This window comes from Alloyangia pacifica (genome assembly GCF_003111685.1).
Taxonomy (GTDB): Bacteria; Pseudomonadota; Alphaproteobacteria; order Rhodobacterales; family Rhodobacteraceae; genus Salipiger; species Salipiger pacificus_A.
Map to the genome: position 1 here is coordinate 93,604 of NZ_CP022190.1, position 15,331 is coordinate 108,934.

12 protein-coding genes, 1 pseudogene and 1 riboswitch are annotated in these 15,331 nt (G+C 66.8%); of the genes and pseudogenes, 11 read left to right on the forward strand and 2 right to left on the reverse strand.

All coding sequences use genetic code 11. The annotated features are described in order from the left end of the window. Window positions 1-101 precede the first annotated feature (101 nt). The 8 genes from nikR to CEW88_RS13480 all read left to right on the forward strand — a co-directional run bounded on the left by nikR (window position 102) and on the right by CEW88_RS13480 (window position 8,643). A complete protein-coding gene (nikR, locus tag CEW88_RS13450) occupies window positions 102-569 on the forward strand; it encodes a nickel-responsive transcriptional regulator NikR (RefSeq protein WP_108967970.1) in 468 nt (155 codons plus the stop codon). A 269-nt stretch (window positions 570-838) separates the two neighbouring features. Next, entirely contained in the window at window positions 839-2,344 is a 1,506-nt protein-coding gene (locus CEW88_RS13455) for an ABC transporter substrate-binding protein (protein WP_108967971.1), read from the forward strand. Continuing rightward, on the forward strand, window positions 2,341-3,270 hold the full coding sequence (locus CEW88_RS13460) for an ABC transporter permease (protein WP_108967973.1): 930 nt from the start codon (window positions 2,341-2,343) through the stop codon (window positions 3,268-3,270). Before CEW88_RS13455 ends, CEW88_RS13460 begins: the two co-directional genes overlap by 4 nt. After that, window positions 3,267-4,085, forward strand: a complete 819-nt coding sequence (locus tag CEW88_RS13465) for an ABC transporter permease (protein ID WP_108967975.1) — start codon at window positions 3,267-3,269, stop codon at window positions 4,083-4,085. Before CEW88_RS13460 ends, CEW88_RS13465 begins: the two co-directional genes overlap by 4 nt. Further along, entirely contained in the window at window positions 4,082-5,578 is a 1,497-nt protein-coding gene (locus tag CEW88_RS13470; protein WP_159099608.1) for an ABC transporter ATP-binding protein, read from the forward strand. Before CEW88_RS13465 ends, CEW88_RS13470 begins: the two co-directional genes overlap by 4 nt. Continuing rightward, a riboswitch (cobalamin riboswitch) is annotated at window positions 5,543-5,757 on the forward strand. Its footprint overlaps the gene before it by 36 nt. 56 nt (window positions 5,758-5,813) lie before the next feature. Then, window positions 5,814-6,854, forward strand: coding sequence for an ABC transporter substrate-binding protein (locus CEW88_RS24815; protein ID WP_159099609.1), 1,041 nt, complete (start codon window positions 5,814-5,816; stop codon window positions 6,852-6,854). Window positions 6,855-6,883: 29 nt separating this feature from the next. After that, complete coding sequence (locus CEW88_RS13475; RefSeq protein ID WP_217626472.1) at window positions 6,884-7,894, forward strand: FecCD family ABC transporter permease; 1,011 nt, start codon at window positions 6,884-6,886, stop codon at window positions 7,892-7,894. 56 nt (window positions 7,895-7,950) lie between these two features. Continuing rightward, window positions 7,951-8,643 (forward strand): ABC transporter ATP-binding protein, encoded by a 693-nt coding sequence (locus CEW88_RS13480; RefSeq protein WP_438839480.1) that lies wholly within the window; start codon window positions 7,951-7,953, stop codon window positions 8,641-8,643. A 178-nt stretch (window positions 8,644-8,821) separates the two neighbouring features. Here CEW88_RS13480 and CEW88_RS24510 read toward each other — a convergent pair whose 3' ends face one another. Together CEW88_RS24510 and CEW88_RS13485 are read right to left on the reverse strand one after the other, a co-directional pair. Further along, complete coding sequence (locus CEW88_RS24510) at window positions 8,822-9,133, reverse strand: hypothetical protein (protein WP_159099610.1); 312 nt, start codon at window positions 9,131-9,133, stop codon at window positions 8,822-8,824. 501 nt (window positions 9,134-9,634) lie between these two features. Then, window positions 9,635-10,300, reverse strand: a pseudogene (locus CEW88_RS13485) (SDR family NAD(P)-dependent oxidoreductase). 648 nt (window positions 10,301-10,948) lie between these two features. On the opposite strand from CEW88_RS13485, the gene CEW88_RS13490 reads away from it, so the two are divergent. Genes CEW88_RS13490 through CEW88_RS13500 form a run of 3 tightly spaced genes read left to right on the forward strand, consistent with a single transcriptional unit; the run spans window position 10,949 to window position 15,251 of the window. After that, entirely contained in the window at window positions 10,949-11,440 is a 492-nt protein-coding gene (locus tag CEW88_RS13490) for a biotin/lipoyl-binding protein (protein ID WP_108967980.1), read from the forward strand. 12 nt (window positions 11,441-11,452) lie between these two features. After that, entirely contained in the window at window positions 11,453-12,196 is a 744-nt protein-coding gene (locus tag CEW88_RS13495) for an efflux RND transporter periplasmic adaptor subunit (RefSeq protein WP_108967982.1), read from the forward strand. A gap of 4 nt (window positions 12,197-12,200) precedes the next feature. Continuing rightward, window positions 12,201-15,251, forward strand: a complete 3,051-nt coding sequence (locus tag CEW88_RS13500; RefSeq protein WP_108967984.1) for an efflux RND transporter permease subunit — start codon at window positions 12,201-12,203, stop codon at window positions 15,249-15,251. Window positions 15,252-15,331: the final 80 nt, after the last annotated feature.

Below are 15,331 nucleotides of genomic sequence, written 5' to 3' on the forward strand. Positions count from 1 at the left end.
TGCGATATTTCATACTCTGGCTCTCGGCAGTGTAAAGTGCCAGCCCGCTTGCGCCTCGGTTTCTTAGCGCGGATGCTTGGTGCATCAGCACGGAGAGCGCCATGCAACGGATCACGATCGCAATAGAAGACGACCTACTGGCCGAGCTGGACCGGCACATGGAACGGTCTGGCGCCACCAACAGGTCGGAGGCGATCCGGGACCTGATGCGCCGTGCCCTGACACGCAACGCTCCCCAGGAGGCGGATTGCATCGGGATTGTCAGCTATGCTCTGGACCTCGCGACCCGGGATCTGGGGCGCCGCGTCCCCCAAACCCGCCACTCCCGTCACGACCAGGCCATCGCGGCCTTGTCGGTGCCGCTCGACCACACGAATGCCATGGAGGTGACCGTGATGCGCGGCCGGGTGGAAGATGTGGAGGATTATGCGCATGGTCTCTTCGCCGAACGGGGAATTCGTCACGGCCATCTGTCCCTGGTGCCGCTGGAAGATGTCCAGCAAATCCACCAGCACGGCATAAGCGAACCGCACATGCACAGCCACCTGAAGATCAAGGATGGGTTCTGAATTGAGAAACTTGGCCCAAGGCTGAGATTCGCGCCCGACCTTCTGGCGGTGGCCATCTACGTGGCTCAGGCGCGCGGCGCGGGGGCAGAGTCGGCGCAGACGCAGCCCTCTGATGGCTGATCGACCGCTCGGCAAAGCTCCCGGAGAATGCGGGCACGGAGCAATCTCTCCTGATGCGGCGATCACATGCTTGCGGTGTGTTATGATATAACGTAATGGCCTGACGACGCCTTCGGGCCGAGGTTCTATTGCACAAAGGTCTCCCTCCGATGACAAAAATTCCTGCGCTCGCTGCAGCTCTGATGCTCTCGGTTCCGGCGCTTGCCGCCGCAGAGCCGGGCCGCCCGCTGACCGTGGCGGCACAGTTCGAGATCAAGGGCGCAGAGCCCTCGACCAGCGGCTACATCTTCACCCGCATGGGGATCACCGAAACCCTCGTCGATGCGGACGCAGAGGGCAATCTGGTGCCGGGGCTCGCCACCGGCTGGCAGGTGTCCGAGGGCGGGCTGAACTGGAGCTTCACGTTGCGCCCCGGCGTGAGCTTCCACGATGGCAGCCCGATGGATGCCGAGGCGGTGCTCAACGCGCTGACCATTGCCCGCGCCAAGCCCGGCCCGCTGGCCTCGCTGCCGATTTCGGGCATGACGGCCGAAGACGGCGCGCTGGTGATCACGCTGACCGAGCCGAGCGCGGCGCTTCCCGCCTATCTCGCCGAGTTCCGTTCGCAGATCATGGCGCCCGCCGCCTATGACGCCGACGGACAGGGGATCGCCGTCATCGGCACCGGCCCCTACCGTGTGACAAATCTTACGCCGCCGCTGTCGCTCGATGCCAGTGCCTTCGAAGGCTACTGGGGGGCGCAGCCGCGTATCGCCGAGGTTGCCTATGATGCGGTCAGCCGGGTCGAGACGCGCGCTCTGATGGCGCAGTCGGGCGATGCGAATTTCGTGTTCGGCCTCGATCCCGCCTCGGTGGCGCGCCTGGGGATGTCGGACGCGGTCGAGGTGCATTCGGTTGCGATCCCGCGCACGCTGCTGCTGAAGGTCAACGCAGGTCACCCCTTCCTGAACACGCCCGAGGCGCGCAGGGCGCTGAGCCTCGCCATCGACCGCGACGGCATCGCCAAGGCCGTGCTGCGCTATCCCGAGGGCGCCGACCAGCTCTTCCCGCCGTCGGTCTCGGCCTGGCACAGCGACAGCGTAGAACCCTTGGGCTACGATCCCGAGGCCGCCAAGGCGCTGCTCGAGGGGCTGGGGTGGCGCGCCGGATCCGATGGTATTCTGGCCAAGAACGGCGCGCGTTTTGCCCTGACGCTGACCACCTATCCCGACCGTCCCGAGCTGCCGCTGGTCTCAGCGGTGCTCGAACAGCAGTTCCGGCAGATCGGCGTCGCGCTGACGATCAATTCCACCAACTCCTCGGAGATCCCCGCAGGGCATCAGGACGGTTCGCTCGATCTGGGCCTGATCGCGCGGAACTTCTCGCTGATCCCCGATCCCATCGGCACGGTCATGTCCGACTTCGCGCCGAGCGGCGATTGGGGCGCGATGAATTGGGACAACCCGGAGTTCGTGGAGCTGGTCTCGGGCATCGCGCGCGGCGACGGCGATGACGCGGACCGCACCCATGCCGCCGAGATCCTGCAAGGCGAGCTGCCGGTGATCCCGATCGCGTGGTACCAGCAGACGCTTGCGGCAGCGACCGATCTTCGCGGCGTCACCATCGATCCCTACGAGCGCAGCTTTGGCCTGCAGGATCTGGAGCGGACCGAATGAAGTCTCTGGTCTCGCGGATCATCCAGGCGGGACTCGTTGCGGTGCTGATCGGCACCGCCACATTCGCCATGATGCGCGCGTTGCCCGGCGACATGGCCTGGCGCATCGCGTCGCACCGCTACGGATATGACAATGTCGACGCCGCCGCCGCCGATGCGGTGCGCGAGGAGCTGGCGCTCGACGGGCCGGCGCTTCCGGCGCTGCTGCGCTGGCTTGGCGATCTGGCCCGGCTGGACTTCGGCAACTCGCTGGTCTCGGGCGCGCCGGTGATGGACGAGGTGGTCCACCAGCTTGGCGCCTCGCTGCAGCTTGCCGTTGCGGCGCTGGCGCTGTCGCTGCTGATCGGCCCGCCGCTCGGCATCCTCGCCGGGCTGCGGCCCGGCGGCCTGCTCGACCGGGGGCTGCTGGTGCTCTCGACGGGGCTGCGGGCGGTGCCGCAGTTCCTGCTGGCGCTGGTGCTGATCCTGCTGCTGTCGGTCGGGCTCGGCCTTCTGCCCGCCGCTGGACATGGCGCGGCGCGGCATTTCATCCTGCCGACCGTCACCCTCGCGCTTGGCCTTGCCGCGGTGAACGCGCGGATCGCCCGCGATGCCATGGCGCGCATCGCTGCCATGCCGTTCTGGCGCTTTGCCGAGTGGAAGGGGCTGTCGCGCCGCCAGGTGCTGTTGCGCCACGGGCTGCGCAACGTCGCGGTGCCGCTGGTGACCTACCTTGGGCTGCAATTTGTCACGCTGGTCGAGGGCGTGGTCATTGTCGAGTCGGTCTTCGGCTGGCCCGGCATCGGCCACGCGCTGGTGCATGCGATCTTTGCCCGCGACGTGCCGATGGTGCAGGCCACCGCCCTGGTGCTGGGGCTGGGCTTCGTGCTGGTGAACGCCGGTGTCGATGCCGTGACCCGCACACTCGACCCGAGGGGGCTGGCATGACGAGCATCGCGCATCGTCCCGCAGCTCGCACGGGCTTTGCCTGGGCGCGCAGCCTTGGCGCCGCGCTGGTGGCGCTGGCGCTGGCCTTCGCCATCCTCGGCCCGGTGCTGGTGCCGGGCGATCCCTTCGCTCAATCCCTGCTCAAGGCATTGGCCGGCCCCGAGGCGGGCGCGCCCTTGGGCTATGACCATCTGGGCCGATCGATCTATCACCGTCTGGCCCATGCGCTGCGGCTCTCGCCGCTGATCGCTCTGGCGGCGGTTGCCACCGCCGGGGCCTTGGGCCTGACGCTGGGCACGCTCGCCGCGGCGCGGGGCGGCTGGACCGACCGCGTGCTGACCACGCTCGCCGATGCGCTGCTGGCGCTGCCCGGCCTGTTGCTGGTGCTCATCGTGCTGGCGATCATGCCCTCGACCGCCACCGGCTTCTGGCTGGGCCTGTCGCTGGTGCTCTGGGTCGAGTTCTTCCGCCTCACCCGCGCCGCGGTGCGCGACACGCTGGCCTCTCCGGCGGTGCAGGCGACCCGGCTTCTGGGCTTCGGTCCGGTCTACGTCTTCCGCCGCCACCTCTGGCCGGAGATCGCCCCGATGATGCTGACGGCGGGGGCCTTCGGCATGGCGACGGCCATCATGGGCATCGCCGCGCTCGGCTTTGTCAGCGTCGGCATGCGCGCGCCGACGCCCGAGCTTGGCCTGATGATGGTCGAGCTCATGCCATACTGGCAGGAGGCGCCGCATGCGCTGCTCGCGCCGGTGAGTGCCACCTTCGGCCTGCTGCTGGGCCTCACCCTTCTGGCCGGGAGCCGCGAGACATGACCCTTCTGAGCGCAAAGGACATCTGCATCCACGACGGCGGCACGCAGCTTGTCGAGCCGCTGTCGATCACGCTGGAGCCGGGGGTGCCGCTGGTGATCCTCGGCGAGACCGGCTCGGGCAAGAGCCTGTTTGCGCAGGCAATCATGGGCACGCTGCCCGAGAGCCTCTCGGCGCGGGGCGAGGTCGACATCGGTGGGCGACGGATCAGCGCCGCGCGGCCGCGCGAGTTCCGCGGCCTCTGGGGGCGGCAGATCGCGGTGCTGCCGCAGGAGCCGTGGCTGTCGCTGGACCCGTTAATGCCCGCCGCGCGGCAGGTCGCCGAGGCGCATCAACTGGTGCGCGGCCTGAGCCCCGCCGAGGCTCGCACCCGCGCCGGTGACGATCTGGCAGCGCTGGGGCTTCAGGGTGCCGGAGCAAAACTGCCACATGAACTCTCCGGCGGCATGGCGCAGCGTGTCGCCATCGCCGCGGCGCGGGCCGGGGGTGCGCAGATCGTCATCGCCGATGAGCCGACCAAGGGGCTTGATGCCGCGCGCCGCGACGATGTGGCCGAGATGCTGATGGCGGAGGTGGGCAGCGGCGGCGGGCTGATCGTCATTACCCACGATCTTGCGCTGGCGCGGCGGGTCGGCGGTCAGATCGTCGTATTGCGCAAGGGCCGCGTGGTCGAGTCCGGCCCCACCGCCGATGTCCTTGCCGCGCCAACCTCCGACTACACCGCCCGGCTGATCGCGGCAGACCCCGAGACATGGCAAAAGCGCGCGCCCGCGCCCGCGGGCAGCAGCGTGGTGCGAACCGCGGGGCTCGCCGCGACTCGCGGCGACCGAGAGCTTTTCCGTGATGTGTCGCTGGATATCGCCGCGGGGCAGATCTTCGGGATCACCGGGCCCTCGGGCTGTGGGAAATCGACGCTGGGGGATGTGCTGCTCGGGCTGCACCGCCCCTCCGCCGGGCGCGTCACCCGCACGGCATCGCGGGCGAGCGCCTACCAGAAGCTGTATCAGGATCCCGTCGCGGCCTTTCCGCGGCACCAGAGCCTTCAGCGCACGCTGAGCGATGTGGCGCGGCTGCATGGGCAGGACCCGCGGCAGATCGAGCACCACATGGAGCGCCTCGGCCTTGCCCCGGTGCTGCTGGGTCGCAAGCCGAGCGAGGTTTCGGGCGGGGAGTTGCAGCGACTGGCGATCCTGCGCCTGCTGCTGGTGCGCCCGGCCTTCATCTTTGCCGATGAGCCGACCTCGCGTCTTGATCCGATCACCCAGGCAGAGGTCATCGGCCTGCTTGTGGACACCGCCGAACGCGACGGCTGCGCCATCATGCTGGTCAGCCACGATCCGGCGCTGGTGGCAAAGACCGCCGACCGGGGGCTTTCGCTTCACTGCCCGGCCGGGATGCAGGGCGACCCCGATACGCCGGGCCGATGGGAGCATGGCAACTTGACAAAGCACGGCGCCGCCCCGAGGTTCGCCGCGAACGGTTCCCATCCGGGATGAAAAGGGAACCCGGTGACGCGGCCTTGGGCCGCGGACTCCGGGACTGCCCCCGCAACTGTAAGCGTCCGTTCCGAGCCACCCGCCCTTACCGGGCGAAGCCACTGGGCCAAATGGCGCGGGAAGGCGGTTTCGGGACCATGGCCGCAAGTCAGGAGACCTGCCGTTCCGGCCCCGCGATCCCGCGGGGGCGTCACCTGCGCAACCGACCGGACGGGGTGTCCGGGAAAGGATACGGATGTTTCTTACAACCTCGGGCCGCCTCCGCGGCCTTGCGCTGCTGTGCTGCGCCTTGCTGCCCATTCCTGAAACGACATTTGCAGAATCGACCGACTACCCGTTGCAGATCCCCAACTGCGACCGTGTGACGACCTATGCCAAGCCGCCCGAGCGCGTGGTCTCGATCGGCCAAGGCACGACGGAGATTTTGCTCTCGCTCGGCCTCGCCGAGCATATCGTCGGGACCGCCATCTGGCTCGCGCCGCTGCCAGCGCCGCTGGCCTACGCGGGGCAAGCCGTGCCGCGCATCGCCGACAACTCGCCCGGTTTCGAGGCCGTGCTGAAGACCCGCCCCGATTTCGTCGCGGCGCAGTGGATCAACGACATCGCCCCGGATCAGGCCCGGGTTGGCACCTTCGCGCAGTTCGACGATTTCGGCATCAGCACCTATGTCTCGCCTGCGGAATGCGCCAAGAGCGACTTCAGTGCCGGCAGCGGCGACGGCGTCCGCGCGCAGGCCTGGAGCGACGATCTGCTGAACCGCGAGATCACCGAACTGGCCCAGATCTTCGGCGTGCCGGCGCGGGGGGCTGACCTGGTTGCTGCCAATGCCGCCCGGATCGAGGCGGCCACGGCGGGTGCGGCAGCGCTGCAGGCAAGGGACGTCTCGGTGCTCTACTGGTTCTCGTCGCCCGAGATCGCCGGCGAAGCCTATGTGGCCGGGCGGTTCGGGGCGCCGGCATGGATTTCCGAAGCTCTGGGGGTGCGCAACGTGATCACCTCGGACGAGGAATGGCCGCTGGTTGGCTGGGAGACGATTTCAGAGCTCGATCCGGATGTGATCGTGCTTGGCACCATGGAGCGGCGCAACCTCCCCGGCGACGACGTGGCGGCGAAACGCGCGTTTCTGGAAAGCGATCCGGTTGCCAGCCAGCTGCGCGCAGTGCGTGCGGGACATCTGATCGAGATGCCCGCGCATTCGATGAACCCGACGCTTCGGGCCGTCGACGGGGTCGAGGTCCTTTCGACGGGCCTGAAAGACATCGGTCTTACGCGGTGAGCGTTTCGCGCCGGACCCGCTCCGGCCCTCTGACGGGGCTGGGGTCCTTCGTGCTTGCCGGTGGCGTCGCCCTCACCCTCGCGACCTGCTGCGCGGTTCTCTTCGGCGAGATCAGCGTGACCCCGCGCGAGGCCCTGTCTACGCTGGCCAACCGACTCTTCGGGCTCGACCTTGCGGTCGATCCGATCCGCGACGGGATCGTCTGGCACTACCGGCTGAGCCGGGCGGTGGTCGCCATGTGCGCCGGAGCCTCCCTGGCGATCTGCGGCGTGGTGCTGCAGGCGCTGCTGCGCAACCCGCTCGCCGAACCCTACCTGCTGGGGATTTCGGCCGGCGCTTCGACCGGCGCGGTGCTGGTCATCGTACTCGCGCTCGGTGCCGGGGCCGTCACGGTTTCGGCAGGGGCCATGGCGGGGGCGCTCCTCGCCTTCGGCTTTGTGGCGGTGCTGTCTTTCGGCGCGGGCCGCGGTGCCGAGAGGGTCATCCTTGCCGGCATCGCCGGCTCGCAGCTGTTCAATGCCGCCACCTCCTTCATCGTCACCTCCTCGGCCAGCGCCGAGCAGACCCGTGGCATCATGTTCTGGCTGCTTGGCAGCCTTGGCGGTGTGCGCTGGCCAGATGCCGGCCTGGCCCTGCCCGTGTTGCTCGTGGGGCTGTCTGTCTGCCTCTACCGGGCGCGGGCGCTCGATGCCTTCGCCTTCGGCGAGGATGCGGCGGCCTCGCTCGGGGTTGATGTCGCGCGTGTGCGCGTCGAGCTTCTGGGACTTACCGCGCTGCTCACTGCCTGCGTTGTCAGCATCGTCGGGGCCGTGGGCTTCGTCGGGCTGGTCATCCCGCATGCGACCCGCTTCTTCGTTGGTCCGGCGCACGGGCGGCTCATCCTCGGCTCGGCCCTTGCGGGCGCGGCCTTCATGGTGTTGGCTGACGTGCTGTCGCGCCTCGTGCTGCCGGGACAGGTCTTGCCGATCGGGGTGATCACGGCGCTCTTCGGCGCCCCGGCCTTTGCCGTCCTGCTGTGGCGTTCGCGGGGACGACAGTGAGCCTTCGGAGCGAAAATATCTCTTGGTCTTCAGGTGGCGCGACAATCGTCAAGGCCGTGACCCTGCGCGTGCCCGACCAAGGTGTCCTCGGCCTGGTGGGGCCTAACGGCTCGGGCAAATCGAGCCTGCTGCGCCTGCTGGCCGGGGTCCGCCGCGGCAGCGGCGGCGCGGTCCTCGTCGACCAGCGGCCAATCGAGAAGATACGTCGTTCCGAGATCGCGCGGCGGCTTGCGCTGGTAGAGCAGCACGCGACGACCGATGTCGGGCTGACCGCGCGCGACGTTGTCGCCCTTGGCAGGCTGCCACACCGAGGCGCGTTGGGCCCCTGGAGCGCGCGCGACGAAGAGATCGTGCTGGATGCGTTGGAGCGAACCGGCATGACGCGCAACGCGGAGCAGTCCTGGGCCACGCTGTCCGGCGGAGAGCGCCAGCGCATCCAGATCGCCAGGGCGCTGGCACAGCAGCCGCGCGAGCTGCTCATGGACGAGCCGACCAACCATCTCGACATCCGGCATCAGCTTGACCTGATGCGCCTGCTGCCCGAACTGGGCACGCGGGTCGTCGTCGCACTGCACGATCTGAACCAGGCGATGGCATTCTGCGAGGAGGTCGCCGTGATGAGCGCGGGGCGCTTGGTCGCGCAGGGACGACCTGCAGAGGTGCTGACGGCGGGCCTGATCCGCGAGATTTTCGGGGTCGAGGCGGTGATCGACTGCGGTCCGACTGGCCCGAGGGTTTCCTTCTTCTGAGCGGGGCCGCGCGGTGTTTTCGGAGGCTTCGCGGTTGCAGTTCAATCAACAGGGCCCGGTTGCCGGCAGAACGAGCCTCCCTCACGGACCGAACGTGAGCGCCGCTCCAGTGCTGCAGAGTTCGACTCGACCATAGGCAGGCCGACCAGTGGGAAGAACACCCCCGCCGCCACGGCCATCAGCAGCAGCGTGCGCGGAATGCGCCAGTCGGTTGGCACCTGCGGCACGCCGAGCGCACCGGAAGGTCCATTTCGGCCGTTGGCGCGCCCACCGCAATGCCGCCGCCATAGGAGCCGGGATCGCCCCGGCCCATGTCATCTACGAGCAGCAGCAGGATGTTCGGCGTCCCACCGGTCTTCTCCGCGAGCGCCGCGAGCTTCTCGGCTGCTTCCGCTTCCTGCTCGGGCCGCGGAATATGAGGTTCGAGATAGGGTTCGGTCTGAACCGTCAGACTAAAAGCATTGCCCACCTCCTGCGCCGCGAGCGGCATGGCCTATAGGGCCAGCACCGAAGCGAGGGACAATACGCGCTGGTGCACGTCGCACCTCCTCGAACCTGAAAAAATGAATTCTATTGTCCAGCCATTGATAGCACGCTCGCGTGAGGCTTGATCGACTGAGAGCCGAGATAAGCGACGATCACACGGCATTGGCGCAATCTCGCCGAACCTGTGGTCTGAACTCCGCGTAATGCACGCGCCAGACGGTACCGTGCGTAGTCCAGTGCGATCCCGTGAGCCACACAAGAGTGTCCTGTTTGTCCGCACTGTGGTCGCTACTCCGAAGGAGTTCGCTGCGCGGCGCATGAACGACAGGATCCGTTGCTTCGATGCGGCATGAAAATCTGCCGCACCGCAACAGAGAGCCTTCTCCGAGCGCGCGCAGCAAGAATTTGACACTTCCGCAATGGGCTCGGGGGGGGGGGGGCGGGTCCTCCCGGTTCTGGCAAGCAGGCGCGCGTGAGCCGGAGCTGCAACGACACCCACGGGTCTTCACCAAGGTACCGGGTTGCCGGCCCAGTCGAAGAACTGTCCGGTTTGCCGCGGCTCGAGGCCGGCCAGCACGCCGAGAAGATTGCCTGCGGCCTGGGTGGGCGTGACCTTGCGATGGGCCGGGTAGTCGCGGGTGAATTCCGTGGCGACGGTGCCGGGATGAAGGGCAACGACGACGGCACCGGGATGGGTGCGGGCAATCTCGATCGCGGCGGTGTGGACGATCTGGTTGGCGGCAGCCTTCGAGGCGCGGTAGCTGTACCAGCCGCCCAGGCGGTTGTCGCCGATGGAGCCGACCCGAGCGGTCAGGACCCCGACAACCGACCGACCATTCCGGGGCAGAAGCCGGGGAGCGTGCCTGAGGACGAGTGCCGGTCCGATGGCGTTCGCCGCCATGACCTCGGCCATCCTGGAGGCGTCGATCTCGGCCAGGGATTTCTCTGGCCTGGCCTCTTCCGGCGCCAGCACTCCGCTCGCGACGAGGATCATCTCGAATGGACCAGACAGTGCCTCCAGTCGAGCGGTCACGGAGGCAGGGTCGGCAAAATCGATGCCGTCAACGGATCAGGAAAGACCGGTGACCTCGGCTCCACGCTCGGCAAGTGCTGCGCAAAGCGCAGCTCCGATGCCCCCTGAAGCGCCAATGACAAGAGCGCGCCTGTGCAACGGGGTGTCATCTTTCGAGCCGGACAAGTTCAAACCGTTCTCCTACCCAGGGATTTCCGTACATGCTGGAGACACGAGGTAGGCTGGCCCCGCCGCATGCACAGGGGCTGGCCGCCGCAATGACTTTGCAAGAGATTTCATGCGTTCCGAGGGATCTCCTGGGCTGGACCAATGCGCCAACCCGTTGTCTGTTCGCGCCATAAACTGTGGTGACGCGCATCCTGTGGGTCTGCAGTCAGCCCTAACTTTCCCTTCGCCCCGAGAGCATGGGGCGGCAGTGGTGCGGCCCTTCCTGCTGTTGATTATTCGTTCGACGCAATCGCATCATAGCGAAAGACCCGCTGCCGCGCCAAACGAAGCTCAGCTGCGGACCGCAGAAGCGGTCCTTCGATGCTTGTCCGCCGGAAAAATCCGAGCTCGCGCAGTCCAACCTCTAAGGCCGGGGGCGCGGGAGGGACCGAGACGGAAGCGACGCTTGACCGAGGCTGAGGGCGCCACGTGCGTGGGTGCCGTCGAAACAGAATGACGAGCCCCGAGACTTTCCTGTACTATCGGTTTCGGAAATTGGTCCTCTTTTGAGTGAACGCGCCGGGTCGATGGTTGCCATCATCATCTGGGTTCGGTGCCTCATGAGGAGACTCCATTTTGATGAAGACCGTTTTGCTCTTTGCAGTCTTTGCCACGATTGGCGCGGGAATTTCCGACGGAGCCATGGCGCAGGAGAGCCATGCACGCCCCGCGAAGGTCACCGTGGCACAGGAAACAGCGGCGGAAGTGTCGCTGTCCTATCCCGCGCTCGTCCTGCCGTCACGGGAGGTCGAATTGTCCTTCAGAGTTTCCGGGCAGGTGATCGCGCTTCCGGTGCGCGCGATGTCGCAGGTTTTCGAGGGGGATACGATTGCCCAGATCCAGACTCGGGATTTCGATAGCCAGCTGAGCCAGTTGCAGAGCCAGAAGGCGCAGGCGCAAGCCGAGCTCGACGCGTTGAAGTCCGGGGCACGGGTCGAAGAGATCGCCGCGCTGGAGGCCGCAGTGGACTCCGCTCGGGCCCAGGTCGATGCCGCAAACAACGTGCTGAACCGGACCCGCGAGCTTCAAGAGCGCGGGGTCGCAACGCGTGCCCAACTGGAAGCGGCGTAGGCCGAGGCGCGCGTGGCCGAAGCCAGCTTGAAGTCGCAGCAGGAGTCGCTTCGGATCGGAGAGGTTGGCGGGCGGCCCGAGGAAATCGCTGCGGCAGAGGCCACGCTGCGGGGCATCAATGTGCAGATCGAGACCGCGCAAGACAAGATCGACGATGCAACGCTCAGGGCGCCTTTCGACGGGATCGTCGCCCGGCGGGACATCGACAACTTTGCCAATGTGCAGGCGGGGCAGCCGATCGTGCTGCTCCAGAATCTCGGCGTCGTTCACCTCGCGTTCGATATCCCCGGCCCCGATGTGAAGATTTTGACGGCGCGCCGCGATGGAGCGGGCGGAAGTATCGCCACGTTCGACGCCCTCCCGGGACAGGAATTTCCCGCGGAGCTGGTCGAATTTTCGGTTCAGGCGGACAGCGCGACGCAGACCTACCGCGGACGCGCCGCCGTCTCGGTGCCCGAAGACGCGCTCATCCTGCCCGGCATGGTGGCCAATATCCGCGCCACAATCGGGGGAGCGCGCGAAGAGGTAACGATCCCGCTGACTGCCGTCGCCGCGGCGCCGAACGGCGATCCGCTCGTCTGGCTGGTGGATGACGCGGGCAAGGTCTCGCGACGGGCCGTGACCCTAGGGGCAGCCAGCGGCGGGGATGTGGTGGTAACCGAGGGGCTCTTGGGCGGCGAGCGCGTGGTGTCGGCGGGCGTGGGCGACGTCGTTGAGGGAATGACGGTCCGCCCGATCACCCAAGTTGGGAACTAGGGCCATGGATTTGGCATCCTTTGCTCTTCGGAAGCGGCTGATCTCGGCCGTGGCCACACTGCTGATCCTCTTCGCCGGTTACTTCGCCTATACCGCGCTGCCTCGGTTCGAGGATCCGGAGTTCGTGATCCGGCAGGCGCAGATCATCACGCCTTATCCCGGGGCTTCGGCCGAAGAAGTGGTCGAAGAGGTGACCGAGGTCATCGAGGGTGCGCTTCAACAATTGCCCGGCGTGGACGAGGTCCGGTCGGTCTCCTCGCCGGGGCTCAGCACGGTGACGGTGGAATTCACCATCGCCTCGACACCGAATTATCGGGAGCTCGATCAGAAATTCGCGCAGATGCGGGCAAAGATCTCGGACGCCCAGTCGCAGCTGCCGCCCGATGCCTACCCCAGCCAAGTCTACGATGACTATGGCGATGTCTACGCTCAATATTACGCAATCGTCGGGGAAGGTTTTTCTCTTTCCGATCTCTACGAATACGCCAAGGAGCTGCAGCGCAAGCTGGTCACGGTCGACGGGGTCTCGAAGGTCTCGCTGAATGGCGTCCGCAAGGAGGTCATCTACGTTGAGTATGCGCCGGCGCGGCTGACCGCGCTCGGCCTCGCACCCGCGCAGATACAGCGCCTGCTGGAGGGGCAGAACCTGGTGACACCCGGTGGCTCCATCCTGGCCGGTCCGACGCGTCTGGCCTTGCGGCCCGAAGGCGCGGTGGACTCCATCGAAGCCATCGAGAGCCTGATGCTCACCAACACCGAGACCGGCGCGTCCTTCAGGCTCAGGGATATCGCCGCGGTGACGCGTGGACTGGAGGAGCCGGCGAAGACGCTTCTGTTCCGCGACGGGCAACCCGGCATCGGCATGGGCATTTCCAACGTCCGGGGCGGCAACGTGGTGAACATGGCCAATGCGGTGCGGGCGCGCATTGCCGAGCTGGAAAGTGAACGCCCCATCGGCATCCACGTCCTGCCGATCTCGGACCAGGGCGCGAGCGTGAAGGAGTCCGTCGATGACTTCGTGGTCAACGTCGGGCTGGCGCTGGCGATCGTGGTCGGCACGCTGCTGGTCTTCATGGGCGTGCGATCCGGCATCCTGATGGGGGGCATTCTGCTTGTCACCGTCGCGGGCACGCTCTTTGGCATGTATGTCTTCGGGCTCGACATGCAGCGCATTTCCCTGGGGGCCCTGATCATTGCGCTGGGGATGCTCGTCGACAATGCCATCGTGGTTGTCGAAGGCACGCTGGTGCGCGTGCAGCACGGCGAAGAGGTCGCCGCCGCCTCGCGCTCGGTGGTGCGGCAGACGATCTGGCCGCTGCTGGGCGGAACGGTGGTCGGTATCCTGGCCTTCTCGCCCATAGGTTTTTCACCCGACAACACCGGCGAATATGCCGGCTCGCTGTTCTGGACCATCGGCATCGCGCTGCTGTTTTCCTGGCTGGTGGCGATCTGGTTGGCGCCCTATTTCTGCACGCTGCTGCTCAAGCCTGGCAAAGCCGGCGACGCGCCGAAGGAAAATGCTGTGCTGAAGAGCTATCGCGCGCTCCTTGACAAGGCCATCAGGGTGCGCTGGCTGACCGTCGCGGGCATCGTTGCGCTCTTCGTTTCGGCGGTCGCTATGTTCAACCTCGTGCCGCCCGGGTTCTTCCCGGCGTCCACCCGCCCGCAATTCGTCATCGACTACTACCTGCCGCAGGGGACCGACATCACCCGCACCGAGGCGGACATGCGCGAGATCGCGGGTTTCGTGCGCGGCCTCGACGGCGTAACGGGAACCAACAGCATGGTGGGCAGCGGACACCAGAGATTCATGCTGATCTACGATTCCGCGGACGCCGACCCGTCCTACGGCCAGATCCTGGTGGACGTGAAAGATTATGGGGTCATCGATAAGCTGCGCGGCGAAATTCAGGCGCATATCGATGAATCCTACCCGAACGCCAAGTCCAAGGTGTGGAAATTCGTGCTTGGCCCGGGCGGTGGCTCGCGCATCGAAGCGCGTTTCTTCGGCTCCGAACCGGCCATCCTGCGTGAGCTTTCAGACCAGGCCAAGGCGATCATGTCGGAGGCCGGCGCGATCGCGGTCAAGGACGACTGGCGCGAGCAGGTAAAGGTTCTGCGGCCGATCATCGACATCGAGAGCGCCCGCCGTGTCGGGCTGACGCAGGCCGAGATTTCGAATGCGACCTACAGCCACTTGATCGGGACGCGCCTGGGCCAGTACCGCGAGCGCGACGAGCTGCGCGATATCGTGATGCGCCCGGTGGCATCCGCACGAGACGACGTCGGTGAGGTGCGGGACATCCAGGTCTACGCGCAGGCAACGGGCGGCTACATCCCGATCAGCCAGGTGGTGGACCGCTTCGATGTCGTCTTCGAGGCGGGACGCCTGCGCCGGATCGACCGCCAACTGGCGATCACCGCGCAGTCCGACAATGCGCCCGGCATCCGGTCGGGCGACCTTTTCGACGCCGTGCGCCCGAAGATCGAGGCGATTGCCCTTCCGCCGGGGTACAGCCTCGAGTGGAAGGGCGAATACGGCAACAGCCAGAAAGCCAATGCGGGTCTCGCCAAGACAATGCCCGTCGGGTTCGGTGCCATGTTCATCGTGGTGCTGTTCCTGTTCAACGCGTGGCGCCAGACGCTCATCATCTGGCTCGCGGTGCCGCTGGCGCTGATCGGGGTGATCTACGGCCTCGCCCTCAGCCGGACGCCTCTCGAATTCATGGCCATCCTCGGCATTCTGTCGCTGACCGGGATGCTCATCAAGAACGCCATCGTGCTGATCGACGAAACGGATTCACAGATCGCGCAGGGCAAGGCGCGCATGTCCGCGGTCGTCGATGCCGCGGTCAGCCGCGTGCGGCCCGTGTCGCTTGGCGTGCTGACCACCGTTCTGGGGGTGGTGCCGCTTCTCTGGGATCCCTTCTTCAGGTCCCTGGCCGTCGTCATCATATGCGGCTTGAGCTTCGCCACGATCCTGACCCTGGTGGTCGTCCCCACGCTCTACGCCATCTTCTTTGCCGTAAAACCCGCAGAGGTCGGAACGGCCTGAGCGCCGCGTGGTCCCAATCGGAACGGGGTGCCAGGCAGTGAGAGACCGGTGCGCGGCCAGTCACCCGGAACTGAGCCGGA

Excerpts from the sequence above, each read along its gene's own strand:
- CEW88_RS13465 (WP_108967975.1), top strand. The coding sequence starts at position 3,267 with ATGACGAGCATCGCGCATCGTCCCGCAGCTCGCACGGGCTTTGCCTGG.
- CEW88_RS13490 (WP_108967980.1), top strand. The coding sequence starts at position 10,949 with ATGAAGACCGTTTTGCTCTTTGCAGTCTTTGCCACGATTGGCGCGGGA.
- CEW88_RS13455 (WP_108967971.1), top strand. The coding sequence starts at position 839 with ATGACAAAAATTCCTGCGCTCGCTGCAGCTCTGATGCTCTCGGTTCCG.
- CEW88_RS24815 (WP_159099609.1), top strand. The coding sequence starts at position 5,814 with ATGTTTCTTACAACCTCGGGCCGCCTCCGCGGCCTTGCGCTGCTGTGC.
- CEW88_RS13460 (WP_108967973.1), top strand. The coding sequence starts at position 2,341 with ATGAAGTCTCTGGTCTCGCGGATCATCCAGGCGGGACTCGTTGCGGTG.
- CEW88_RS24510 (WP_159099610.1), bottom strand. The coding sequence starts at position 9,133 with ATGCCGCTCGCGGCGCAGGAGGTGGGCAATGCTTTTAGTCTGACGGTT.
- CEW88_RS13500 (WP_108967984.1), top strand. The coding sequence starts at position 12,201 with ATGGATTTGGCATCCTTTGCTCTTCGGAAGCGGCTGATCTCGGCCGTG.
- CEW88_RS13470 (WP_159099608.1), top strand. The coding sequence starts at position 4,082 with ATGACCCTTCTGAGCGCAAAGGACATCTGCATCCACGACGGCGGCACG.
- nikR (WP_108967970.1), top strand. The coding sequence starts at position 102 with ATGCAACGGATCACGATCGCAATAGAAGACGACCTACTGGCCGAGCTG.